This is a genomic window from Pseudomonas sp. TWRC1-2 (assembly GCF_049896685.1).
Lineage (GTDB): Bacteria > Pseudomonadota > Gammaproteobacteria > Pseudomonadales > Pseudomonadaceae > Aquipseudomonas.
Window position 1 is genome coordinate 17709 of sequence record NZ_JAFCUU010000011.1, and the last position, 24563, is coordinate 42271.

25 protein-coding genes are annotated in these 24563 nt (G+C 61.2%); 14 read left to right on the top strand and 11 right to left on the bottom strand.

Annotation, left to right across the window (positions count from 1 at the left end; translation table 11 throughout):
- The first annotated feature begins 178 nt into the window (after nt 1-178).
- From ACP7B3_RS25990 to ACP7B3_RS26005, 4 genes are read left to right on the top strand one after another with little or no spacing between them, the layout of a single operon-like run.
- Nucleotides 179-478, top strand: a complete 300-nt coding sequence (locus ACP7B3_RS25990) for a BufA1 family periplasmic bufferin-type metallophore (protein WP_145162006.1) — start codon at nt 179-181, stop codon at nt 476-478.
- A gap of 23 nt (nt 479-501) precedes the next feature.
- Nucleotides 502-1380 carry a DUF692 domain-containing protein gene (locus ACP7B3_RS25995; RefSeq protein WP_242194227.1) on the top strand — a complete coding sequence of 293 codons (879 nt, stop codon included), beginning with the start codon at nt 502-504 and terminating at the stop codon, nt 1378-1380.
- A complete protein-coding gene (locus tag ACP7B3_RS26000) occupies nt 1377-2153 on the top strand; it encodes a putative DNA-binding domain-containing protein (protein WP_426181895.1) in 777 nt (258 codons plus the stop codon). Before ACP7B3_RS25995 ends, ACP7B3_RS26000 begins: the two co-directional genes overlap by 4 nt.
- Entirely contained in the window at nt 2150-2635 is a 486-nt protein-coding gene (locus ACP7B3_RS26005) for a DoxX family protein (RefSeq protein WP_145161998.1), read from the top strand. The genes ACP7B3_RS26000 and ACP7B3_RS26005 overlap by 4 nt, the downstream gene beginning before the upstream one ends.
- Here the strand turns inward: ACP7B3_RS26005 and ACP7B3_RS26010 are convergent.
- A complete protein-coding gene (locus ACP7B3_RS26010) occupies nt 2626-3540 on the bottom strand; it encodes a LysR family transcriptional regulator (RefSeq protein WP_426181900.1) in 915 nt (304 codons plus the stop codon). The two genes, ACP7B3_RS26005 and ACP7B3_RS26010, sit on opposite strands and share 10 nt — an antisense overlap.
- Nucleotides 3541-3643: 103 nt before the next feature.
- Between ACP7B3_RS26010 and ACP7B3_RS26015 the strand changes: the two genes are divergently transcribed.
- From ACP7B3_RS26015 to ACP7B3_RS26025, 3 genes are all read left to right on the top strand, one after another.
- Nucleotides 3644-4243, top strand: a complete 600-nt coding sequence (locus ACP7B3_RS26015) for a short chain dehydrogenase (protein ID WP_262209249.1) — start codon at nt 3644-3646, stop codon at nt 4241-4243.
- Nucleotides 4244-4340: 97 nt separating this feature from the next.
- Entirely contained in the window at nt 4341-5012 is a 672-nt protein-coding gene (locus ACP7B3_RS26020; protein ID WP_106577112.1) for a COG3650 family protein, read from the top strand.
- Nucleotides 5013-5118: 106 nt separating this feature from the next.
- Complete coding sequence (locus ACP7B3_RS26025; protein WP_179606714.1) at nt 5119-6732, top strand: NAD(P)/FAD-dependent oxidoreductase; 1614 nt, start codon at nt 5119-5121, stop codon at nt 6730-6732.
- 136 nt (nt 6733-6868) lie between these two features.
- Here ACP7B3_RS26025 and ACP7B3_RS26030 read toward each other — a convergent pair whose 3' ends face one another.
- A complete protein-coding gene (locus tag ACP7B3_RS26030) occupies nt 6869-7963 on the bottom strand; it encodes a PLP-dependent cysteine synthase family protein (RefSeq protein ID WP_242194240.1) in 1095 nt (364 codons plus the stop codon).
- Nucleotides 7964-8179: 216 nt separating this feature from the next.
- Here ACP7B3_RS26030 and nhaA point away from each other — a divergent pair, with 216 nt between their 5' ends.
- The gene (gene nhaA, locus ACP7B3_RS26035; RefSeq protein ID WP_145161981.1) at nt 8180-9355 is read left to right on the top strand and encodes a Na+/H+ antiporter NhaA; all 1176 of its coding nucleotides are present in this window, start codon (nt 8180-8182) and stop codon (nt 9353-9355) included.
- Nucleotides 9356-9552: 197 nt separating this feature from the next.
- Nucleotides 9553-11175: a methyl-accepting chemotaxis protein gene (locus ACP7B3_RS26040; RefSeq protein WP_242194245.1), complete on the top strand. Its 1623-nt coding sequence runs from the start codon at nt 9553-9555 to the stop codon at nt 11173-11175.
- Between the two features lie 88 nt (nt 11176-11263).
- On the opposite strand, the gene ACP7B3_RS26045 is transcribed toward ACP7B3_RS26040, so the two are convergent.
- From ACP7B3_RS26045 to dinG, 6 genes are all read right to left on the bottom strand, one after another.
- Nucleotides 11264-11728 carry a glycine zipper 2TM domain-containing protein gene (locus ACP7B3_RS26045; protein WP_003189251.1) on the bottom strand — a complete coding sequence of 155 codons (465 nt, stop codon included), beginning with the start codon at nt 11726-11728 and terminating at the stop codon, nt 11264-11266.
- Between the two features lie 266 nt (nt 11729-11994).
- A complete protein-coding gene (gene pdxH, locus ACP7B3_RS26050) occupies nt 11995-12642 on the bottom strand; it encodes a pyridoxamine 5'-phosphate oxidase (RefSeq protein ID WP_106577117.1) in 648 nt (215 codons plus the stop codon).
- Between the two features lie 27 nt (nt 12643-12669).
- Complete coding sequence (locus ACP7B3_RS26055) at nt 12670-13830, bottom strand: OmpA family protein (RefSeq protein WP_242194247.1); 1161 nt, start codon at nt 13828-13830, stop codon at nt 12670-12672.
- A 143-nt stretch (nt 13831-13973) separates the two neighbouring features.
- Complete coding sequence (locus tag ACP7B3_RS26060) at nt 13974-15119, bottom strand: serine hydrolase domain-containing protein (RefSeq protein ID WP_426181907.1); 1146 nt, start codon at nt 15117-15119, stop codon at nt 13974-13976.
- Between the two features lie 82 nt (nt 15120-15201).
- Entirely contained in the window at nt 15202-17499 is a 2298-nt protein-coding gene (locus tag ACP7B3_RS26065; RefSeq protein ID WP_426181910.1) for a beta-galactosidase, read from the bottom strand.
- Nucleotides 17500-17597: 98 nt separating this feature from the next.
- Nucleotides 17598-19742: an ATP-dependent DNA helicase DinG gene (gene dinG, locus ACP7B3_RS26070; protein WP_119738807.1), complete on the bottom strand. Its 2145-nt coding sequence runs from the start codon at nt 19740-19742 to the stop codon at nt 17598-17600.
- Between the two features lie 99 nt (nt 19743-19841).
- Here dinG and ACP7B3_RS26075 point away from each other — a divergent pair, with 99 nt between their 5' ends.
- On the top strand, nt 19842-20306 hold the full coding sequence (locus ACP7B3_RS26075) for a CopD family protein (RefSeq protein ID WP_119738805.1): 465 nt from the start codon (nt 19842-19844) through the stop codon (nt 20304-20306).
- Between the two features lie 425 nt (nt 20307-20731).
- Here the strand turns inward: ACP7B3_RS26075 and ACP7B3_RS26080 are convergent, their stop codons facing one another.
- From ACP7B3_RS26080 to ACP7B3_RS26090, 3 genes are all read right to left on the bottom strand, one after another.
- Nucleotides 20732-21490, bottom strand: coding sequence for a collagen-like protein (locus ACP7B3_RS26080; RefSeq protein WP_145161956.1), 759 nt, complete (start codon nt 21488-21490; stop codon nt 20732-20734).
- A complete protein-coding gene (locus tag ACP7B3_RS26085; protein ID WP_404487245.1) occupies nt 21483-21776 on the bottom strand; it encodes a DUF1145 domain-containing protein in 294 nt (97 codons plus the stop codon). Before ACP7B3_RS26085 ends, ACP7B3_RS26080 begins: the two co-directional genes overlap by 8 nt.
- Before the next feature lie 160 nt (nt 21777-21936).
- Complete coding sequence (locus tag ACP7B3_RS26090; protein ID WP_369300778.1) at nt 21937-22632, bottom strand: OmpA family protein; 696 nt, start codon at nt 22630-22632, stop codon at nt 21937-21939.
- 190 nt (nt 22633-22822) lie between these two features.
- Here ACP7B3_RS26090 and ACP7B3_RS26095 point away from each other — a divergent pair, with 190 nt between their 5' ends.
- From ACP7B3_RS26095 to ACP7B3_RS26110, 4 genes are read left to right on the top strand one after another with little or no spacing between them, the layout of a single operon-like run.
- Nucleotides 22823-23320, top strand: coding sequence for a DUF6231 family protein (locus tag ACP7B3_RS26095; RefSeq protein ID WP_145161948.1), 498 nt, complete (start codon nt 22823-22825; stop codon nt 23318-23320).
- 2 nt (nt 23321-23322) lie between these two features.
- Entirely contained in the window at nt 23323-23793 is a 471-nt protein-coding gene (locus ACP7B3_RS26100) for a YchJ family protein (protein WP_016970360.1), read from the top strand.
- 21 nt (nt 23794-23814) lie between these two features.
- Nucleotides 23815-24297, top strand: a complete 483-nt coding sequence (locus ACP7B3_RS26105) for an LEA type 2 family protein (RefSeq protein WP_145161943.1) — start codon at nt 23815-23817, stop codon at nt 24295-24297.
- Nucleotides 24294-24494 carry an SEC-C metal-binding domain-containing protein gene (locus tag ACP7B3_RS26110; RefSeq protein ID WP_003189235.1) on the top strand — a complete coding sequence of 67 codons (201 nt, stop codon included), beginning with the start codon at nt 24294-24296 and terminating at the stop codon, nt 24492-24494. The genes ACP7B3_RS26105 and ACP7B3_RS26110 overlap by 4 nt, the downstream gene beginning before the upstream one ends.
- Nucleotides 24495-24563 lie beyond the last annotated feature (69 nt).

Here is a 24563-nt window from a genome sequence, read left to right on the forward strand (position 1 = left end):
CGACTGACGCCCTGCATTCGCGAGCAAGCCCGCTCCCACATTTGCTTTGTGTGACGCTTAAATTTTGCGTTTCTTGAAATTATTGTCGTCGGACTTGTAACGAAATTCGCCCTGCCGCCTCTAGTGGAGTAAGCAGGCAATCAAGCTCGCTACCTCAACCCACCGCAGGAGTTACACCATGACCACTAAACTGTCCGCCGCTACCCTGATCCTGGCCCTCGGCTCTGCTCTGAGCCTGTCCGCAATGTCCAACATGGCCCACGCCGACGACGCCAAGATGGACAAATGCTTCGGCGTCGCTGAAGCCGGCAAGAACGATTGCGCTGCGGGCGCCGGCACTTCCTGCGCCGGCACCTCGAAAGTCAAAGACCAGGCCAATGCCTGGAAACTGGTCCCGGCCGGCACTTGCGCTAAAACCCCAAGCTCCACCTCGCCGACCGGTTTCGGCCAGGCAGCCGCCTTCACCGCCAAGTCCTGAAACAGCCCGCAGCCTGAGTACTGATGATGACGCTTTTACCCCAACACACGGTCTCACCGGCTCAGGTGCCCGGCCTCCCCTATCGGGCCGGGCTGGGGCTGAAGAACGAGCACTTTATTGAAGTGCTCGATACCTCGCCCGATATCGGTTTTTTTGAAGTGCACGCCGAAAACTACATGGTGGCCGGCGGGCCGTTCCATCATTACCTGGGGTTGATCCGCGAGCAGTACCCGCTGTCACTGCACGGCGTGGGCCTGTCCATCGGCGGCGAAGGCCCGCTCAACCGTGAGCACCTGGCACGGTTGGCCTTGCTGATCGAACGCTATCAACCCCACTCGTTTTCCGAACACCTGGCCTGGTCGAGCCACGGCCCGGTGTTTCTCAATGACTTGCTGCCCCTGGCCTACGACGCCGCCACACTGAACCGGGTGTGCGAGCACATCGATCAGGTGCAAAGCACGCTCAAGCGGCCGATGCTGCTGGAAAATCCATCGACCTATCTGCAATTCGAGCGCTCCACCCTGGACGAAACGGACTTCATCAGCGAGGTTATCCGCCGCACGGGCTGCGGCCTGCTGCTGGACGTCAACAACGTTTATGTGTCGTGCATCAATCACCAGCGCGAGCCGCTTTCCTACATCGACGCGCTGCCATTACACGCCGTTGGGGAGATACATCTGGCGGGTTTTGCCGAAGACACTGACAGCCTGGGCGATCGCCTGTTGATCGACGACCATGGCGCGCCCATCGATAACGCGGTATGGCAGTTATACGAACAGGTACTCACGCGCACGGGCCCAATGGCCACGCTGATCGAGCGGGATAACCAGGTGCCTGCGTTCAGTGTGCTGCATGCCGAAGCTCAACACGCCGACTGGCATCTGTCGCAGGTGAACGTATGAGCCATCACGCTGCGTTTGCCGACGCCTTGATCGATCCCGACCTGGCGTGCCCCGACGGCCTGTTCAGCCGCAATGGCGCCGACCCGGCCAGCCGTTTTGCGGTGTATCGCAACAATGTCCACAGCGCGTTGATCCACGCGTTGGCGACCGCTTACCCGGTGACCTTGCAGTTGGTCGGCGATGAGTTTTTTCGCGCCATGGCCGGCCTGTTTGTACAGGCATGCCCGCCCACCAGCCCGCTGATGAGCGAATACGGCAGCGCGTTCGCAGGGTTTATTCAGGCCTTTGAGCCGGCGGCCAGCGTGCCCTACCTGGCTGACGTCGCAAGGCTCGAGCGCTTGCGGGTTCGCGCCTATCACGCGGCAGACACCCAGCCGCTGGACCAGCAAGCCATTCTCCAAACGCTGCAAGGCCAGACAGACCTGGGCAACCTGCGCCTGCATCTGCATCCATCCCTGGCCACCTTGAATAGCGCCTACGCGGTAGTGGCGGTATGGGCTGCGCACCAGACCGAAGGTGGCCTGGCCACCCTGAATCCCTGGCACGCCCAAAGCGCGCTGGTGTTACGCCAAGGCTTGGCGGTCAAGGTATTCGCCATCGACAGCGGCTCGGTGGCGTTCATCGACAGCCTGAATCACGGCGCGGCACTGGAGACGGCGGTGCAGCACGCGCTTGAAGCGTCGGCGCAGTTCGACCTGAACCAATGCCTGGCCCTGTTGATCAGCCACGACGCCATCACTCATTTGCACCTCGAACAAAAGGTATTGCCATGAACACATTCCCTTCGAGTCTGGTCAATCGGGTCATCGCACTGTTCGAGAAAATCCCCTACAGCCTGATCGCCTTTCTCGCACGATTTTCCATTGCGGCGGTGTTCTGGAAATCCGGGCAGACCAAGGTCGAGGGCTTTGCCATCGACTTGATCAGCGGCACGTTCCAATTCGGCGAGCCGCGTCTTGCGGCGTCCACACTGCCGCTGTTTCGCAGTGAATACCACGTGCCCTTGCTGTCACCGGAAGTTGCCGCGCACATGGCGGCGTTTGCCGAGCATTTCTTCCCGGTGCTGATCCTGGTGGGCTTTGCCACGCGGTTTTCAGCGCTGGCCCTGATCGGCATGACGTTGACCATTCAACTCTTCGTTTACCCGGACGCCTACCCGACCCACGGCACTTGGATCACCGTGCTGCTGCTGTTGGTCGCCAAGGGCCCGGGCTGCCTGTCCATCGACCATTTGATTGCACGCCGCTACCGCTGAAGACGGTCCAGGGCCTCGCCGCCGCGCTTGAACCAATCCACCAGGTAATCGGCCAGCACCTGGGTGCGACGCGGCAAACCACCCTGATACGGGTGAACCAGGTACATCGGCATGCTCCGCGTCTGATAATCGCGCAGGAGCCAGCGCAATCTCCCGTCAGCCAGTTCCGCGGGTAACACGTAGGACGGCAGGCGGGCGATCCCGGCGCCCACCAGTGCGGCCTTTTTCAACAGGTTGTAATGGTTGGAGGCAAAGGTGCCACTGACCCTTACTCGCAGCAGTTCGTGCTGCTGGTGATACAGCCATTCTTCACGCCCGCTGTAGTGGCTGTTGAGCAGGCAGGTGTGCGTTGCCAGGTCTGCCGGGGTCAGCGGCTCGCCGTGTTGCTCCAGGTAGGCCGGGCTGGCGCAGGTCATTTCATGCCAGGCCAGCAGCGGTTTGGCCACCAGGCGCTCGTTTTCGATGGCGCCGGAACGCACGCCCAAGTCAAACCCATCCCGCGCCAGGTCTCGATACCGGTTGTTCAATTCCAGTTCGATCTGCACCTGGGGGTACTGTTTGGAGAACTCCAGCAGCAAGCCATCGAAGAAGGTTTCTCCCAACGACACCGGAACCGTCATACGCACAGGCCCGGCCAAATCGTCCTTGAGCCGCGCCAATGCCTGACGGGCGCGTTCCACTTGGACCACCAACGCCTGAGCCTGGGGCAACAGCGCTGCACCGGCTGCGGTCAGGCTGAGCTTGCGGGTGGTGCGGTGCAGCAACACCACGCAAAACTGCGCCTCCAACTGGCTGATACGCTTGGACAACTGGCCCTTGCTGCACCCCAGTTGCTCGGCCGCCAGGGTGAAACTGCCGGCTTCGATCAGAACGGCAAAGGCCGCCAGGTCATCCATCTCGCTCATGGATTGTTTCCATTTGAAAACCAAAGGTTGCCTATTAGCACGTTTATCCACCTGAAAAGCCACACTAGACTGAACCTTCACTTACCCGTGGAGGAACAGCACGATGAAAATTCTATTGATTGGCGCCAGCGGCACGGTCGGCTCGGCAGTCAAGGCAGAACTGGCTCAGCGTCACGACGTGATCAGCATCGGTCGCACACGCGGCGACTTTCAGGTGGATATCAGTGACAGCGCGTCGATCCGCAAGCTGTTTGAACAGACCGGCAAGTTCGATGCCCTGATCTGCGCGGCCGGTAGCGTGAATTTCGTGGCGCTGGGTGAAATGAGCGAAAGCGATTTTGAACTGGGCCTGCGCGACAAGCTGATGGGCCAGGTCAACCTGCTGCTGATCGGCCGCGAATATGCCAACGATGGCGCCTCGTTCACTTTCACCAGCGGCATCCTCAACCGTGACCCGATCCGTACCGGCGCCTCGGCCGCATTGGTCAATGGCGCAATTGACGCCTTCGTCAAAGCCGCGGCGATCGAATTGCCACGCGGCCTGCGCGTCAACGCCGTGAGCCCGACCGTTCTGCTGGAAGCCATGGGCAGCTATGCCCCGTATTTCCGCGGTTACAAACCGGCTCCGGGTGCCGACGTGGCACTGGCCTACGCCAAAAGCGTAGAAGGCTTGCAGACCGGTCAGACGTTTATCGTCGGCTGAATCCGGCGTCTGTCAGATTTGCCTGAAGCAGGGCGCTGGGGTTGTGGTGCGGCGTCAGCCTGCGTAACGTGGCGGCACTTGTTTGGAGACCCGATAAATGCGCGCCGCCCGTACCCTAGTTCTGTTTGCCCTGCTGCCTCTGTTCACCGCTTGCCAGATGTTCGAGAGCGAGCCGGCAAAGCCGTCTACCGCCGGGTTGACCCGCATGCAGGGTGAATTGACGGCCGTTGACGGCAAGCTGTTGTTCCAGCCTTGCGGTGACAAACGCAACTACGTGGTCAACGATGCCGGCGGCACTAGCATCCTGCAGGAAGCCGCCTCACTGGCTGGCCAACAGGGCGCACTGTTTGCCGACTTGCGCGGCAAGTTCTCCGGGGTTGCCACTGGCACCCAGGGGTCGGTAGAGCTGCAACAGCTTTATCGCATGGAGCGTTCGACCTCGGCGTGCAACGACCCGGACTTCAAGCGCATGGTGCTGCGCGCCAATGGCCATAAACCCGCCTGGGCGATGAATGTGACCGCCAAGGGCATGGTGCTGGAGCGCGAAGGCCAGCCACCACTGGCGGTGCCTTTTGTGGAAGAGCAACTGGGCGACGGCCGTTTCAACCTGATGACCGAAGCCAATAACCAGCACATCGAACTCTGGGTCGCGCCGCAGCGTTGCATCGACAGCGTCAGCGGCAGCCTGCAACACATGACCGCCGAGTTGCGCGTCAACGGCCAAGTGCAGCGTGGTTGCGCGGCATTCGGCGGTTCTCGCGACGACTGATTCGGCCCAACGCTGTTTTAACGTGTCGGAAAACCGCCTTTGGGGCTTATAATCGCCGGTTTGCAAAACAGCCGGCCTTTTTGTCTGCCGCCTACCGGATCCCGTCATGTTACGAATCACCGAACTCAAGCTGCCCATCGACCATCCCGAAGAAGACCTGCGGCCTGCCATCGTGCAGCGCCTGGGCATCGCCAGTGATGACCTGCTCGATTTCACCCTGTTCAAACGCAGCTATGACGCCCGCAAAAAGTCGTCGGAGCTGTGCTTCATCTACACCATCGACCTGAACGTGAAAGGCGAAGCCGCCCTGCTGCTCAAGTTCGCCGATGACCGCAACGTCAACCCGGCGCCGGATGTCAGCTACAAGGTGGTGGGTCAGGCGCCGGAAGGCCTGGTCGAACGGCCAATCGTGGTGGGGTTTGGTCCGTGCGGGATCTTCGCCGGGCTGCTGCTCGCGCAGATGGGCTTCAAGCCGATCATCCTCGAGCGCGGCAAAGAAGTGCGCCAGCGCACCAAAGACACCTGGGGCCTGTGGCGCAAAAACGTGCTCAACCCCGAGTCCAACGTGCAGTTTGGTGAAGGCGGCGCCGGGACCTTCTCCGACGGCAAACTCTACAGCCAGATCAAGGACCCGAAATTCCACGGTCGCAAGGTCCTGCACGAGTTCGTCAAGGCCGGTGCGCCGGAAGAGATCCTCTACGTCAGCAAGCCGCACATCGGCACGTTCCGCCTGACCGGCGTGGTCGAAAACATGCGCCAGCAGATCATCGCCCTGGGCGGTGAAGTGCGTTTCGAACAGCGCGTTACCGATGTGCTGATCGAAGACGGCCAGCTGAACGGCGTGGTTATCGACGGTGGCGAGCAACTGCTCTCCAAGCACGTGATCCTGGCCCTGGGCCACAGCGCCCGCGACACCTTCCGCATGCTGCACGGGCGTGGCGTGTACATGGAGGCCAAGCCGTTCTCGGTGGGCTTCAGGATTGAACATCCGCAATCGCTGATCGACGCGGCGCGCCTGGGCAAATACGCCGGGCATCCGAAACTCGGCGCGGCCGACTACAAGCTGGTGCACCACGCCAAGAACGGCCGCTCGGTCTACAGCTTCTGCATGTGCCCGGGCGGCACGGTGGTGGCGGCCACGTCCGAGCCGAACCGCGTGGTAACCAACGGCATGAGCCAATACTCGCGTAACGAACGCAATGCCAACTCCGGCATCGTCGTCGGCATCACGCCGGAGGTGGATTACCCGGGTGGCCCGCTGGCGGGTATCGAGTTGCAGGAGCGCCTGGAGTCCCACGCCTACATCCTCGGCGGCAGCAACTACGAGGCCCCGGCGCAACTGGTGGGGGATTTCATCGCGGGCAAGCCGTCCACGGCCATCGGCAGCGTGGAACCGTCCTACAAGCCCGGCGTGTCGCTGGGTGACTTGGCCCTGGCCTTGCCGGACTTTGCCATCGAAGCAATTCGTGAAGCCTTGCCGGCGTTCGAGAAGCAGATCAAAGGCTACTCGTTGCACGATGCGGTGCTGACCGGGATCGAGACGCGCACGTCCTCGCCGCTACGGATTACCCGTAACGAGTCGATGCAGAGCTTGAACGTGAAAGGTCTGTTCCCGGCCGGTGAAGGTGCGGGTTATGCCGGTGGGATTCTGTCGGCGGGCGTTGACGGAATTCGGATTGCCGAGGCGCTGGCGCGGGATATGTTGGGCATCGAGGCCTAAGCACTCTGTTACAGCCAACACCGATCAAAGGTGGGAGCTGGCTTGCCTGCGATGGCGGTGGTTCAGTCGATAAGTTCGGCGACTGAGACTCTGCCATCGCAGGCAAGCCAGCTCCCACATTGGTTTTTGCCGGTGTTCAGATGTTTGCGCGCAGGATTGTCTCCGGCAACGGCTCACCGCGTTCAACACTGGCCGCAACAGCCGCAATCAGCCCGCTCAACGCATACCCTTGCCCGGCGAGCCACGCCTGATCGTAGTAAGTAGTGGCGTACCGCTCTCCCCCGTCACACAAAATCGCCACGATCGACCCAGACTCCCCCGCCGCTTGCATCTGCTGGGCCGCCACCAAGGCACCGATCAGGTTAGTCCCGCTGGAACCACCGACCCGCCGCCCCAGACGCTCGGCCAGGTAATGCATGGCTGCCAGTGACAGCGCATCCGGCACCTTGACCATCGCATCAATCACCTTGGGCAAAAACGACGCCTCGACGCGTGGCCGGCCGATCCCTTCGATCCGCGAACCGCAATCCAGGCGCAAGCTGGCGTCGCCCGTCTGGTAATAGTCAAAGAACACTGAGCGTTCGGCGTCGGCGCACAGCACGCGGGTGCAATGCTGGCGATAGCGCACGTAACGCCCCAGGGTCGCGGTGGTGCCGCCGGTGCCAGGGCTGGAAATCAACCAGCTCGGCTCGGGGTAATGCTCAAAGCGCATCTGTTGAAAGATCGACTCGGCGATATTGTTGTTCGCCCGCCAGTCCGTCGCGCGCTCGGCATAGGTGAATTGGTCCATGAAGTGACCGCCACTTTCCTGCGCCAACCGCTCGGACTCGGCGTAAATCTGCGTCGGATCCTTCACCAGATGGCTCTTGCCGCCATAGAAGGCGATCTGGGCAATCTTCTCCTGAGACGTGGTGGCCGGCATCACCGCAATGAACGGCAGGCCAAGCAGGCGCGCGAAATACGCTTCCGAAATGGCCGTCGATCCACTGGAGGCCTCAATCACCGGCGCGCCCGGCTTGAGCCAGCCATTACACAGCGCGTACAGAAACAGTGAACGGGCCAGCCGATGCTTCAAGCTGCCGGTGGGGTGGCTGGATTCGTCCTTGAAGTACAACTCGATACCCGGCAACCCCGGCAACGGCAAAGGGATCAGGTGCGTGTCGGCGCTGCGCTGGAAGTCCGCTTCAATGATGCGAATGGCTTCGCGGGCCCAGGTACGGTGGTCGCTCATAAGGTGCGTCTCTAAAGATTTCAGCGCCAATCTTAGGGAGTTTCCTACACTGCACACAGATACAGTGGCGACTCAAATAGACACACAATTGCTAGGCTCTGGCGCAACGCCGACTCTGCCCGCCCCTTATAACAAATAAGAATATAACTTTTGTTTTAACAACTAACGGTACGGGTTAGGGTACCCACCTATTGAACCTGGATTGGAGAGCATCCCTTGCCTCTGCGTAGCACTTTCACCCGTTTCTTCCAGCTGGAAGCCGCCAGCGGTCTGTTGTTGATCGCCGCTGCGGCCTTGGCGCTGATCATCAACAATTCACCGTTGTCGCACCTCTACAACGCCTTTCTCGACGTACCAGTGGTGGCACAGATTGGCGCGCTGAAAATCGCCAAGCCTGCCCTGCTGTGGATCAACGACGGCCTGATGGCCTTGTTCTTCCTGCTGATCGGCCTGGAGGTAAAGCGCGAGCTGCTCGATGGCCACCTGTCCAAACCCTCGCAAGTGGTACTGCCGGGCGCCGCAGCCATCGGCGGCATGGTGGTGCCGGCGCTGATCTACTGGGCGATCAACAAGGACTACCCTGCCGCACTCTCCGGCTGGGCGATCCCCATGGCCACCGACATCGCTTTTGCACTGGGCGTGCTGGCCCTGCTGGGCAAGCGCGTGCCGGTGTCGCTGAAACTGTTCCTGATGACCCTGGCCATCATTGATGACCTCGGCGCAATCATCGTCATCGCCGTGTTCTACTCTGCGGACCTGTCCGGTGCTGCTCTGGCGGGTGCAGGCGCGTGCCTGATTGCCTTGATCGCAATGAACCGCCTGGGCGTGATCAAACTCGGGCCCTACCTGATCATCGGTCTGATCCTGTGGGTGTGTGTGCTCAAAAGTGGCGTGCACGCCACGCTGGCCGGCGTGACCCTGGCCTTCTGCATCCCGCTGCGCACCAAAAATGCCGAGCCCTCGCCCCTGAAGACACTGGAACACGCCCTGCACCCGTGGGTGGCCTACGCCATCCTGCCGCTGTTTGCCTTCGCCAACGCGGGCGTTTCCCTGGCCGGCGTGAGCCTGGAAAGCTTCACTCACCATGTGCCCATGGGCATCGCCGCCGGCCTGTTGATCGGCAAGACCATCGGCGTGTTCGGCCTCACCTGGCTCGCTATCAAGACCGGCTTGGCCGCGCTGCCCAGCGGCGCGAACTGGGGCCAGGTGTTCGGGGTGGCGATCCTGTGCGGTATCGGCTTTACCATGAGCCTGTTTGTCGGCTCACTGGCGTTCGTGCCGGGTGCCAGCGAATTCGCCGGGGAGGATCGAATGGGCATTCTCACCGGGTCGATCCTGGCCGCGTGTATGGGTTATGCCGTGACCGCGATGGCGAGTCGCAAGAAAGCCTGAGGATTCTGAAGGCACCCAAAAACCCCAATCGGTGAACCCGATTGGGGTTTTTCTCTTTCTGAAGAGGACACTTGCCTCAAACGCCTAAAGACTTTGCGCGCGCCGCCGACTAGTGATTGTGTCGCTAGCACTGTTCCTGCCAGGGACACCCGCCCGACACAGCTCTCCAACGCGTATCCAGCCCGAGCGAAAATCCCATGTTCCTGAGAAATATAAGAATCGCTGCCAGAGCCTTCATTGGCTTCGCAGCTATTGCGTCGCTGAGTGTGTTTCTCGGTCTGTTCGCCCTCAAGCAGATTGGCGAAGTCCAGTCCCAGGCTGCCGACATTCAGAACAACTGGATGCAGCGTGTCAGGATTCTGGCCCTGGCCAACGCGTCGCTCGACCGTTTTCGCTTGGGCGAAATGGCGCACATCCTGTCGGCAAGCGATGCGGAGATGCAGACCTATGAAGACAAATCCGCTGGCCGCCTGAAAAGCGTCAAGGAACAGCTGACCCAATATGCCGCGCTGCTACGCACATCCGAGGAAAAATCGCGTCTGGATGTGTTCAACCAAAGCCTGGATGCCTACGCAAAGAACCATACCGAAATGCTCAAGCGCTCGCGCTCGGGCGACAAAGCCGGCGCCCGCGACTTTCTCAACAGCATTCGAGAAAGCTACGAGCAGATGACCAAGAACTTCGACCAGTTGATCGACCTCGCCAACAAAGGCGCCGAACAGGCCGGCCAAACCTCCGTAGGCGCTTACCAACATGCGGTGAGCGGCATCACCATCGTCATTTTGCTGGTCAGTGCCGGCACAGTGCTGGTGGCCTGGTTACTGACCCGCAGCATTACCGGCCCCATCATTGAAGCGGTGCAGGTGGCCGAAACCATCGCCAAGGGCGACCTCACCCATCCCATAAACCCTACGGGCAACGACGAAGCCACCCGCTTGCTGCGGGCGCAAGAAACCATGCGAAACAACCTGGTGCAGACCCTGCGGCAAATCACCGGCTCATCCAGCCAGCTAGCCGCTGCGGCCGAAGAGTTGAATGCCGTCACCGCCGAGGGTAGCCGCGACCTGCAACAGCAACATGGCGAAATCGAGCAGGCAGCCACGGCCGTCACTCAGATGACCACTGCGATTGAGGAGGTTGCGCGAAACGCAGCATCGACCTCCGACCTGTCCCAGGAATCGCGCAGCATTGCGTTGAAGGGCCAACAGCGCATGGGCGAGGCATTGAATTCGATCCAGGCGCTGACCCGTGGGGTCGAGGTCAGCTCAGGGCAAGTTGGCGGCCTCGCCGAACAGGCTAAAGGCATCGGCAAAGTACTCGATGTGATCCGCACCATTGCCGAGCAAACCAACCTGCTGGCGCTTAACGCCGCCATCGAAGCTGCGCGTGCCGGTGAGGCCGGACGTGGTTTCGCCGTGGTCGCCGACGAGGTTCGTGCACTGGCCCATCGCACCGCCCAATCGACCCAGGAAATCGAGCAGATGATCGGCAGCATTCAGGCCAACACGGCCAGCACCGTCAACACCATGCTCGACAGCAGCGCCATGACTCAGCAAACCTTGGGGCTGGCGGAGCTGGCGCAACAAGCGCTGGCTGACATTCTGGCTGCCAACGATGAGATCAATGACCGCAACCTGGTGATTACCACGGCGGCGGCGGAACAAGCCGACGTTGCTCGAGCAGTCGATCGCAACTTGCTGAACATTCAGCAGCTGTCGATTCAGTCGGCGGAGGGCTCGACTCAAACGACTGCAGCCTCGCAATCCCTCGCCAGCCTGGCGCATGAGTTGAACACGATGGTCAAGCACTTCCAGGTTTGACGTCACGCAGCGTGCGCGGCACACCGCGCTTGCAATAAAAAACCCCAACCGATCACTCGGTTGGGGTTTTGTATTTCAGGGCCGGCGTTTAGCGAGTAACGCGGCTGGTACCGTCGACAGTCATGATGCGTACACGGTCGCCGATGCGGAAGATTTCATTTTCCTGCACGGCTTGTACGTAGGCACGCATGCTGCCGTCGTCTTCGCGAACGGTGATTTCCACACCTTGGGTGCGGGTCAGGCCTTCTTCGGTGGCCGAGCCCAGCAGGCCGCCGGCTACGGCGCCGATCACGGCGGTAACAATGCTGCCACGGCCGCCGCCGATAGCGCTGCCGCCAACGCCGCCGATGACTGCGCCAGCAGCGCCGCCGATTGGGGTCTTGGTGCCTTCGATTTTCACTGGACGCAGGGATTCAATGGTGCCCATGCGAACGGTCTGTACACGACGCGCCTCGTCACGGGAGTACGAGTCGCCGGTCAGACTCGAGGCGCAGCCACCCAACAGCAACGACAGGGTGGTAAAGCAGGCAACTAGTAAAACGGACTTACGCATAGCATCAACTCCAAAGGACAGGTATTCATTAGACGCTGCGGCTTGGCGCCTGTCACGGCGAGCACCGCAGAAAATTGCTTTCATTCAGCCTTAGTACAGACTGCCAGCACCAGAAAAATAGACGAACGGTTGCACTCAACTGTTCCGAAGAATGTCATGGACGCGCTCATCATTATTGTAGTCGCGCAGCAGCACACGCCGAAGACTTATGGATAAAGACTTCGCCGTGGCGGGCAACATTCGAACGAGGTGACGAAAGGTGAAACTCAGGGCGCGAGGCGCTCACGAGTCCACTCGCCGGCTTGCAGGCGGTAATTGAGGCGATCATGCAAGCGACTGGCGCGACCCTGCCAGAACTCGATGCGCTCGGGCAGCAGGCGATACCCGCCCCAATGCTCGGGGCAATCGGGTTGGATGTCGCTGAAACGCTGCTCGGTGGCCTTGAGCAAGTCTTGCAGCTCTTCGCGATCACGGATGACCCGGCTCTGCGGTGACGCCCAAGCCCCAAGACGGCTGCCCAAAGGGCGGACCTGAAAATAAGCATCCGACTCTTCGGGCGTGACCTTGACCACCCGCCCTTCGATGCGCACCTGGCGCTCAAGGGTGGGCCAGAAGAAGGTCATGGCTGCAAACGGCTGTGCCGCAAGCTGTTCGCCTTTGGCACTCTGATAATTGGTGAAGAAGGTAAAACCCTGTGTATCCAGGCCCTTGAGCAGCAGGATACGACAGTGCGGACGACCGTCCTGGTCGACCGTGGCCAGAGTCATGGCATTGGCTTCCACCGGTGGCTGCTCGGTTTTCACCGCATCGGCAAACCACTGGTGGAACAATGCAAACGGCTCGCCCGGGGCCTGGGCCTCGCTCAAACCGTCCCGTGTGTAGTCACGGCGCATATCGGCCAGTGCCTGGGTCATGCGGCTTTATCCTTCTGGTTCAGCAGATCAGTTTTTCGCCTGGTCGTTTGTCGCTGGAGCGTCGGCCTTGGGTGCGGCTTTTTTCGCGGCCGGCTTGGCGGCCGCTTTTTTCGCAACGGGCTTGGCAGCGGCTTTCTTGACCGGAGCCTTTTTCGCCGGAGCGGCTTTTTTCGCAGCAGGCGCCGGTACGGGAGCGGGTGCAGTCTGCACGGCAACCATTTCCGCAACCGGTGGCTTGCCCGAGTTGTACTTGCTCAACAATGCCAACATCGTTGTACGCTGAGTGAACATGATTTCCATGCGACGGTTCAGCGCACGCCCCTGATTGCTATCGTTGGCAGCCCGCGGCATAAGGTCGCCCATGCCACGCATCATCAGGCGATCCTGCTTCAAGCCGCTGAGACTGAAAATCGAAGCGATGGACTGCGCGCGCTCGCGGGTCAACGCCTGGCTCGCGGGCTCGGCACCATTGGTGTCGACGTGGCCTAAGACCAACACAGCGGTCTTCGGATCGCCTTCAACCGCCTTGGCCACGCGAGTGAACGGGCCCAACGTAACCGGCAGCAGCATCGCCGGGCGTTTCGGGTTGTAAGAGCCATCAACCGGGGCGATCACGACCAATACGTTCTCGCGACGCTCCAATTGCAGGTTGCTGTCCTTGATGGCCGCACGCAGGCGCGGCTCATAGTCGTCCAGCCAGGCTTGAGTGATTTTCGGGTCAGGCATCGGCACGTTGGTCACGTCGACCTTGGCCAATGGTTTTGGCTTGCTTTCGAAAGGCCACCACCACTTGGTGTCGGTGTCGGTCTTGGCGACTGCCGGAGTCGTCGGGTCTGCAGCCTTGAGGTCGGCTTTCAGATCGGCCTTGGCATCAGCCGCTTTTTCATCGGCGCTTTTAGAGGCGAACGGCCACCAGCTGGAGCCGGTCTCGGCCTTGGCTACGGGCGCAGGGGCGGCAGCAGCGGCAGGCGCTGGAGCAGCGGCGGCGGCAACCGGGGCTGCAGGCTTGGCGCCAGCGGCTGGTTTTGCATCCGGCATGGCGTCGGTTTTGGTTACTGCGTCCTTGGTAGCAGCCTTGTCTGATCCAAATGACCACCAATGCCCACCTTCGGCATCATTTTGTGGAGTTTGTGCGCAACCCGTAATTGTGAGGCACAGCGCCAGTGCCAAGGACTTGTTCGATAACATGAGATATCCACAAAATGAGAAAAAACCGGAGGGTCTGGTTGACCCGTTAAACAGACGCTTACAGAACATTAAAGTTACAAAATTTCGTTCAGCGCCTTCTTATAGTTGCCTTTGTAACAAAAAAACGTGAAACAGCAAGCTCTTTACAGACAACCGGCCAATATTCCGACCAACTTCTGTGCACGCTGGTCCATAAGTACATAAGGCCCCAGTGTATTAGTCACGAAACCAAATGCTACATCATGTTCCGGATCGGCAAAACCGACCGAACCACCCGCGCCCGGATGCCCAAACGCACGTGGGCCAAGGCCGAACGTCGCATTGGGCAAGTGCGGTTGATCCAACATGCAGCCCAAGCCGAAACGGGTTTGTGTCAATAAAGTTTTATCCGGTCCGATACTGTGTTCGCGGGTCAATTGTTCGAGCATGTCCGCTTCGAGCAAACTACCGTCCAACAATCCGCTATAAAACCCCGCCAGGCTACGCGCATTACCGTGACCATTTGCCGCCGGCTGCTGCATGCGCCGCCATTCGGGCTTATTAGTGCTTGTCAGAATAGACGGTGGGTTGGCAAATGCATGCGTTGTCATGGCCGCAGGTTCGCGCATCATAACTTGCAATAATCGTTGAGCGGCTTCATCGCCCATATTGCCTTTGCTGCGCGCTATATGCGCAACGCGATAAAACTCTTCGTCCGCCAGGCCAACATGAAAGTCCAGCCCCAATGGCCGCGCAACCCGCGCAACAATTGATTCACCGGGCCCGCGCCCGTCGGCGCGACGCAACAATTCACCGACCAGCCACCCATACGTAATGGCCTCGTAGCCGTGGCCTTGGCCGGGCGTCCACCATGGGGCTTCGGCCGCCAGGGTGTCGACCATCAGTTGCCAGTCATAGAGGGCTTCGGCGGGGAGCATGTCGCGAATCGCCGGCAACCCGGCCTGGTGGCAGAGCAGCTGGCGCAGGCTGATGGCTTCTTTACCGGCTGCGGCAAACTCGGGCCAGTAGTTGGCGACAGGGGCGTCGAGTTGCAACTTGCCCTCGGCCACCAATTGCAGGGCCGTCACGGCGGTGAAGGTCTTGGTGCAGGAAAACAGGTTGACGATGGTGTCGCTGTGCCAGGCCTCAGCACCGTCCTTGTCGGCGGTGCCGGCCCACAGGTCGACGACGGTTTCGCCGCCGATCTGAATACACAGCCCGGCACCACGCTCCTGCGGGTCATCGAACAACGCGGCGAATGCCTCACGTACCGCTTCGAACTGGAGCTCGTAATGACCCTGAATCTGCACCTAAGCCGCCTCGGAAAACACCGTAATAAGTGGCCGACATTGTTCCAGTCATTGGCGGTTTTGTGAACCCGTCAAATATGAATCAATGGCCATTTCCAGAGTGACCGCCAGCATGCCCGGCGCCCTGCCCCGCGCCTCTGCCGTCGTGCCCCGACTTGCCGGCTTCGCTCTCACGCACCCCGCTGGCGGCCTTGGCTTTTTCGGCTTCCTTGCCCAGTTGGTCGACGGCCGCCAGGTTGCTCTTGCGCACGCTGTCGACAAAGCCCTGGAACGGCACATCCGTGATGCCTACAAGGCCAAAGTGGCCGTTTTCACCGTCCAGCAGACGCCCCGTCACCGGTTGATCCAGGTATTGGAACCAATGCACGCCGACGATCGACGGCTCGGCCATGGCTTGCTTGAGGAAGTTGCTGTACGCCACGCCACGGTCTTCTTCCTTGGCCAACTGAGTCACGCCGCCCCAGAACGGACCGCGATCCGCCGAGCCGAAGTTGAACTCGGTGATCAGTACCGGCTTATCCAACGCGCGCAGGGCGGCGAAGTCGTAACCGTCCTGAGGCTTGAGGGTGTACATGTTGAAGCTCAGCACATCGCAATACTGGGCGCAGGACGCTACGGCTTCCGGGGTGCTGACGGCGTAGCGGCCACCCAGCAGCAACTGGTTGGGCGCGTGCCACTTCAAGGAATCGGAGATGGTCTTGAAATAGGCATCGGCGAAGGTCTTCTGGAAGTATTTGAAGTCCGCTTCGATTTCCGGGTGCTCAGGGCTCGGCATCGGCGGCTCGAAGCCGGGGTCTTCCATCAGCTCCCAGCCCGACAGGTGAATGCCCCAGGCTTTGGAGAGGCCTTCTTCGTTGCGGTATTTGTCACGCAGTTGTTTGAGGAACGCACGTTTGGCCGGCACGTCGGTGGTCATGCGCAAGGTCCCGTAGGCCAGGGCGTAACGCGATTTTGGATCGTCGCCAGGGCCGGCCCAGGCCAGCTCGTTGTCGGCAAAAAAGCCGATCAGCCACGGGTCATCGCGGTGATCGCGGGCCGCGATCGCCACCGCGCGCTCGGTGGCCATGGCGAAACGCGGGTCGAACGGGTCAGGCATGCCGCCCCACCAGTCAGTGCCGGTGCTGATGCTGGCGTAGTCACCGACAATCGACAGCGGCAAGGTGTACGGCACGCGGTCGGCGCTGGCCAAATCCTCGTCGCTCCAGTTGCCCACGGTGTTGAAACCCCAGGCTTGCAGGCGGTCCAGCGTGTGCGTGACCCAGCGCTTGTGGTCAAAACCCTGCGTGTCATAGGTGCGCTGCAGGTTGGCGCCATAGAAGTCGTACCAACGCCCCACATTAAAGCCCCGGCCCTGGTCAGCGCCGTTGCCGCCACGGTTATCCGCACTGCCGTAATACTTGTCGAACGGCTCACCGGACTTGGGCAGCGCGGCAAACATCCATTCGCGGCCGGCCACGTAGGTTTGGTTATCGTCCGGGGCAACCGTATTGACGCCCAGGGAGTAGAACGGATGGCCTTCCGGCGTCACCAGGTACCAGCGCCCGTCGCGCTTCTCGGTGCGGAAAAAGCCGCTTGCTTCGAACGCCGGGCCTTTGTTCCAGCCGCCATATTGGTCCAGGGCAGACTTGTCGCGCTCAGCCAGCCAGCCCTTGAGCTGTTGCTGCTCCTTGGCCGCTGCGGCTTTGAGTTGTTCGTCGCTGCTGACTTTTTCCGGCCAACGCGCGCGCGTGGACTGACCATACGCATCCACCAGCGCGCTGTAAGCAGCCTTTAGCACCGGCTCGCTGTCCTGCACGCCGAAGCGTTCCAGCAGGATGCTTTGGGCTGCGTTGGGCTTGATCATCGACAGGGTGACCGACGCCACCTGGCTACGATCGATTGCCCCGGCGCTGCTGGCCAACAGCACACGCTGGCCCTCCACGGTAATCGGCATCGGCGGCCCGGCCTTCATGCCCTGGCTCAGCGGCGAGTTGGCCTGCAGCGGAATCAGCAGGGTTTGGGCGGGGCCGGCCGGCAGGTCGATGCGGCTGACCAGCGTCTGGCCGTCTGTGCTCTGCACCTTGACGTAGAGGGTCAGCGCCCAGTCCATGGCGCTTTGGATACGCAGGCTCATGGCGCCGGACTGCGACCAGTCCCACACGCCGGTCTGCGGGCTGAGCACCAGGCTCGGTTCGGCCGCCGGGTTGAAGGTGATGCGGCGCAGCACCTCGCCCTCAGCGGTTTGTTCGGCGTTGTATTGCGGCAGGCTCGCGTCCTGGGTCGCGACCTTGACCACATCGGCAGGCCGGACGAAATTGAACAGCGTTTGTTGCCCGGCAGGCGCGGCCATCAAGGGCGCGGCGAACAACAAGGCAAACAGAGCGGGCAGCGTGCGAATCATACGAACAAGGTTCTCCCAAACGGCCGGTGAATGGCCTGATGACGTAAAGCGTTGGCAGTGAGATAGACCACGAAGTGGGCGAATTCGCCCACAGTGGTTTAAGAAATTTCGCGCCTGAAAGGCGGCAAAGCATTGAGGATAGCCTTGCCATAGCGTTGCGTGACCAAACGGCGGTCGAGCAAGGTGATGGTGCCCCGGTCTTCCTCGGTACGCAGCAAGCGCCCGCAGGCCTGGACCAGCTTCAAGGAAGCATCCGGCACCGAGATTTCCATGAACGGGTTACCGCCACGGGCTTCGATCCATTCGGCCAAGGCCGCCTCGACCGGGTCATCCGGTACCGAGAACGGGATCTTGGCGATCACCACGTGTTCACAGTAGGCACCGGGCAAGTCCACGCCTTCGGCGAAACTGGCCAGGCCGAACAACACGCTGGAATCACCGCCATCAACACGCGCTTTGTGCTTGTTCAGGGTTTCCTGCTTGGACAGGTTGCCCTGGATGAACACCTGCTTGCGCCAGTCACGGTCAAGGCCGTCGAACACGTCCTGCATCTGTTTACGCGAGGAGAACAGCACCAGGGTGCCGCGTGAACCTTCCACCAGGTCCGGCAAGTCGCGGATGATCGCGGCGGTGTGCGCGGCCGCGTCGCGAGGGTCGGCCTTGAGGTCCGGCACTCGCAGCACACCGGCATCGGCATGGTGAAACGGGCTCGGCACCACGGCGGTGACGGCCTTTTTCGGCAGGCCGGCACGCATGCGGAAGCGGTCGAAAGTGCCCAGCGCGGTCAGCGTGGCCGAGGTCACCAGGCAGCCGTAGGCCACGTTCCACAGGTTGCGGCGCAGCATTTCGGCGGCGAGGATCGGGCTGGCGTTGACCTCGATATCAAACAGCGCACCGCTTTCGGACAAGGTCAGCCAGCGCGCCATGGGCGGGTTGTCTTCGGGGTCTTCGACGGTAAAGGCGGTCCACAGCTCCCAATTGCCCTGGGCGCGCGACAGCAGGCTGCCGAACAGGGGGTACCATTCCTCGGCCTGGTTGCTGGCGATACCGATGTTGACCTCGCCGTCCATGCCTTCCTTGAGCAGGTCGGTCAGGCGGGTGAACAGGTCGGTCAGCCGTGAGAAGCCTTTCTTCAGCTCGATACCCATTTCACGCATGTGCTCGGGGATCAAGCCGCCGACGAAGCGATGACGCGGCCGTTCGCGGCCTTCGACGTCTTCGCCGGGCTTGAAGTCGGCGACCTGCTCGCAGGCGCTGAACATGAATTGCTGCTGGGTCTTGATCTCGCGCGCCAGCTCCGGCACCTGCTCGATCAGCTTGCCCAGATCGCCGGGCAACGGGTGCTGGGCGAGCAATTTGGTCAGGTTCTTGGCGGTGGTTTCAAGCCAGTCGGCGGTGGAACGCAAACGGGTGTAGTGGGCGAAATGGCCGATGGCCTTATCGGGCAAGTGGTGCCCTTCGTCGAATACGTAAAGGGTGTCGCGCGGGTCCGGCAACACAGCGCCGCCGCCCAGGGCCAGGTCAGCCAGGACCATGTCGTGGTTGGTGACAATCACATCGACCTTGCCCATGCCCTCGCGGGCCTTGTAGAAGGCGCACTGGCCGAAGTTGGGGCAATGCCGGTTGGTGCACTGGCTGTGGTCGGTGGTCAGGCGCGCCCAGTCGGCGTCTTCCAGGGCGGTGGGCCAGCTGTCGCGGTCGCCATCCCATTTGTTGCCGGCAAGTTTCTCGATCATGCTGGTAAACAGCTTCTGGCTGACTTCATCAACCTCGATCTTGAAGCCTTCCTCTTCGAACAGCGATGCCGTGGCGGTCTGGGCGTGACCTTCCTGCAGCAATACGTCGAGCTTGGACAGGCACATGTAGCGCCCACGGCCCTTGGCCAGGGCGAAGGTGAAGTTCAGGCCGCTGTTGCGCATCAGGTCGGGCAGGTCTTTGTAGACGATCTGCTCCTGCAGGGCGACGGTGGCGGTGGCGATCACCAGGCGCTTGCCGGCGGCCTTGGCGGTAGGAATCGCGGCCAGGCTGTAGGCCACGGTCTTGCCGGTACCGGTGCCGGCCTCGACGGCCACGACCGCGGGGTCGCCACTGCGCCGACCTTCGTCATCGGTGTCGATATCCCCGAGGACTTTGGCCACTTCGGCGATCATCAGGCGTTGGCCGTAGCGCGGTTTCAAGCTCTTGGCTTCGAGAAAACGCGAATAGGCGCCCTGGATCGTGGTTTTGAGTTCAGTGCTGATCATGGATAGTCGGGCGCAAAAAACGCTGGATAAATTTTCAGTGGTTCGGATCGGCCGCTATCATACCCCGCTAATTAATCCCGCGCAGAACGGAGTACCACAATGACCGCGTTTAGCCTCGCTTACACCCTGCATGTATTGGCCGCCCTGGTATGGGTCGGCGGTATGTTTTTCGCCTGGATGATCCTGCGCCCCGCCGCCATGGCGGCACTTGAGGGCCCTGCCCGGCTCAAGCTGTGGGCGAATGTGTTTCAACGTTTTTTCGTGTGGGTCTGGGTGGCGGTGCTGGTTTTGCCGATCAGCGGCATCGGCCTGCTCCAACTGCGCTTCAGTGGTTTTGAGACCGCACCGCGCTATGTGCAGGTGATGATGGGCTTGTATCTGGTGATGACTGCGCTGTTTATCCGTATCCAGGCGTTGAAATTTCCGGAACTGCGCACAGCGGTAGCGGCCGAGGACTGGCCGGCGGGTGCGGCTGCGCTGGGGCAGATTCGCAAGCTGGTGGGGATTAACCTGATTATCGGCCTGGTGGTGGTGGCGATTGCTTCGGCTCGGCCGATGTTCTGAAACTGCCGATTACTGTGGCGAGCGGGCTTGCCCCGCGTTGGGCTGCGAAGCAGCCCTGAAACCAGACGGCGCGTAACATCTGTAAAGACGCTGTGGCCTTATTGGGGCTGCTTTGCAGCCCAACGCGGGGCAAGCCCGCTCGCCACAATGAGGCGTTAGAGCCTTTGGATAGTCCCATGCCCTTCTGGTCACCATCGCAAGCTGGTGGGGATTAATCTGATTATCGGCCTGGTGGTGGTGGCGATTGCTTCGGCTCGGCCGATGTTCTGAAGCTGCCGACTACAGTGGCGAGCGGGCTTGCCCCGCGTTGGGCTGCGAAGCAGCCCTGAAACCAGACGGCGCGTAACATCTGTAAAGACGCGGTGGCCTTATTGGGGCTGCTTCGCAGCCCAACGCGGGGCAAGCCCGCTCGCCACAGTGATGCGTTAGAGCCTTTGGATCGTCACAGCACCCGCAGGCCCAGCCGGCCCCGGTTGCCCTTCCAGCCCTGGCCGGCCCTTCTGGCCACCATCGGCGCGGTACACCAGGCAGCCCTTGGATTGCCCACCTTTGCCCGGTTTACCGGCCGTGCCGGCCAAACCGCCCGCACCGCCATCCACCCAGACCTTGATCTGCTCGGCCGGGAAGCTCTGCGGCAGCTCGACGCGTACGGTCGCGCCCGCTGCGCCTGGCAGGCCATCACCGCCATTGTCGCCATTGGCGCCGCGCCCGGCTGAACCCCAGGTGCAGCCCGGGTCCACGCCATTGGCGCCATCCAGGCCGGCATAGCCTTGGGCGCCGGCGCCGCCACGGGCGTCCACCGACAGTTCATCGGCGGTCAGCGCGTTGATGCGCAGGACCAAGTCACGCCCCGCCTTGGCGGGCCTTTCGTGGGTGCCGGGAGCACCGCGCGAAGTGATCTGGCTGCCATGTTCCAGTTGCGCATTACGCACCTGCAACTGCAGCGCGGTATTGCCGGGGGCGATGGCGATCCGCGCTTCACGGCCCAAATGCAGCTCATCCACCGTCACTTGGCTGATGGTCGCCGGAACCAGCAACGTGCCGTAATCCGCCACATCCAGGCGTTCGAGCTGCAAAACGTTGGTGCTGCTGGGCAGGCGCATCAGCGAGTTGGTTTCAACACTGACGCTCTGCGCCAGGGCAATGGGGCTGACCAACAGGGCCAACAGAAAAACCTTACGCATGATTGGCCTCCTTGTTTGCTTCATCAATAACGGCAGGCGCCGACAGGCCCCGCACATGGAACATCCCCACCAGCAGAATCTGCAGGCGGTCACGCCAGGGGTGGGCACGGTGTTTCAGGCTGCTGTTGAACAACAGCAATTCCAACAGATGAGTAAGCAACAGCAGACTGCCGGCCAGACTGACCAACAGGTGAAACGGATTGGCGAGCGGCCGCAATAAATTGACCACCACCACAACCCAGAACAGCAACGTCAAAAACTTTCCCAGCCCCCAAAACACCTTCATCCTGCATGCCCCTGCCTATTATTCTTTGGGCGCACAGTACCGACTTCTGCAGGCGATTTGCCAGTGAAGGATGAAAAAACTTGATAAAGGCACGGTTTGCTTGCGGTTTCGGCGAGGATCGCCAGCAATGCCCCTGTGGCTCCCACAGGGGCAAAGGCCGTCAGCGGTTGATTTTGATTTCCACACGACGGTTCAAGGCTCGACCGTCAGCGGTTTTGTTATCGGCCACCGGCTGACTTTCACCCGCGCCCACCACCGATACAAAGTTGCTGCGCGGCACGCCCGCGCTCACCAGGTAATCGGTGACCGAGTGCGCGCGTTTTTCCGAGAGTTTCTGGTTGTAGGCGTCTTTGCCGACGCTGTCGGTATGCCCGCTGACCCGCAGCTGCGCGCTCGGAGCTTCACGTTTGAGGCGCGTGGCGATGGTGTCGAGCTTGGTTTTGTCCGCCGCCGTCAGCCTGGCCGAGTCGAACTCAAAGTGCACATCGCGGATCACGATGGTTTCTTCCTTGACCACGACCACCTCTTCCACCACGGCCGCCACTGGCACAGGTGGGCAGCCGTTGACATCAACCTGCACGCCCTTAGGCGTGCCCGGGCACTTGTCGCGGCTGTCCGGCACGCCATCGCCATCTTCGTCGCCATCACCGTGCACCCAGCAATAGGCGCCCGCCATGCCGCCGACCAGCAGCGCGCCATAACCCGCGTATGCCGAACTTTGAGTGGCGCCAATCGCTGCGCCGGTCACACCACCGACGGCTGCACAGGTGGGCCAATCGGTTTTTTGCAAACCTGCGCAACCTGTCAATACTCCGGTTAGCAGAACCAAGGGTAGAGCTGTCCGCATGATGCTCATCTGATTTCTCCTGAGGGGATCGGCGGGGGCCGACGGGTGGAGTAAAGACCGCTCTTTTCATCTGCGCCACTGCGCCGCACCCCCGTATTTATTGGAGATCGCCCTGTGTGCAGGACTTTTGCACGCCGCCCGCTCTAGGCCCGCACGCTCAGCCGCGCTAGTCTCTAGGGTCCTGATGTGAGGATCTCTGATGACCGCTGGTATTTCTTCCCGTACGCCACAGCAAGCGCTGGCCGCCTTGCTGGATTTGCACCAGCCCAAACGCCTGTTGTTGTTGGGTGCCAGCCAGTTCCCGGCGCTGGAGGCCTTTGAGGCCGAGCACCCGGACACCCAGGTAGCGATTGCCGCGCCCGGGCCGTTACCGGCAGAACTTGCGGCGCAGCGTTTTGACCTGGCGCTGGTGGTCGATTGCCTGGAGCACCTGTCAAAACCGCAAGGCCTGACGCTGCTCGGCGGCATTCGCAACCTCAATGCCAGTCGCATTGCGGTGCTGGCAGACCTGAACGCCTGCGGCTGGAAGGAAACCGATTTTTTCTCTCTGGCGCTGCAAGCCGGTGAGCGTTTCCAGCGTGATGATCAGGTTCTGACGCTGTTTACCTATGATCTGCTTGACTATAAACAAGTGCCGGACTGGCTCAACGCCCGCTTCTGGGCCAACCCGGAAAACTTCGGAAAGTATTGGTGGTAACCATGAGTACATCCATTTGCCCGTGTGGCAGCGGCAATCTGCTGGATGCGTGCTGCGGCCATTATCACGCCGGCCACCCGGCGCCCTGCGCCACCGCGTTGATGCGCTCGCGCTATAGCGCCTACGTGCTGGGTTTGGTGGACTACCTGGTAGCCACTACTTTGCCCGCGCAACAAGCCGGACTGGACCGCGCCGCCATCGGCGCCTGGAGTGCGCAGAGCACCTGGCTCGGCCTTGAAGTGGAAAGCTCCGAAGTGTTTGGCGGCCAGCCGGAGCATGCGTTCGTGACGTTCACCGCTCGCTGGCATGACAGCACCGGGGAACACAGCCACCGCGAGCAGTCCTCTTTCGTACAGAATGAGGGGCGCTGGTACTTCATCGACCCGACAGTGGAGGTGAAGGCCGGGCGCAATGATGTATGTTTGTGCGGCAGTGGGCAGAAATTCAAGAAGTGTTGCTCCAGCTACCTCTAATCAACTGACAGGGAAAACGCCATGCTCCGGATGTACAGCTTGATGCTGGCGTTGACCTTGGGCCTCACCGGGTGCGCGTCCTGGTTCGAGGACAGCGCGCCCCCGCCTCATGTCTCGCTGGTGAAGGTTGAAGTGGTGCGCGCCAAATTGCTCGAGCAGCGCTTCAAGCTGTACTTTCGCGTGGATAACCGCGACGACGCCGACCTCACGGTGCGCGGCCTGATCTATAAAGTCAGCCTGGGCGATTTTGTGCTGACCGAGGGCGAGTCCAACGAATGGCTGACCGTACCACCGCGCGGCCACGCTTTTTTCCGGGTGAAGGTGCGGACCAACCTCTGGCCGCAGATACGCGATGTGGTACAGATGCTTAAAAACCCGAGCAAACCCGTGCCCTATCGCCTGGAAGGCGAGCTGAAAACCGGATTATTCATCGGTAATGACGTGCAGGTGAACCACAATGGCGAGATAATCCCCGGCGATTTTATTCCGGAGCGACATCGATGACTCAGCAACCCCATGTCCATGGTCCTGACTGCAACCACGATCACGACCACCATGATCATGACCACGGCCATGTCCACGGCCCGAACTGCGGCCACGCTCACCAGGAGCCGGTGCGCAACGCCCTGAAAGACGTCGGCCGCAACGATCCTTGCCCATGCGGCAGCGAGAAAAAATTCAAGAAGTGCCACGGGGCCTGATGCCCTGCGCCCGCAGAAGCCGGCTTGCTATGGCAAGCCGGCTTATTGTGGCGAGCGGGCTTGCCCCGC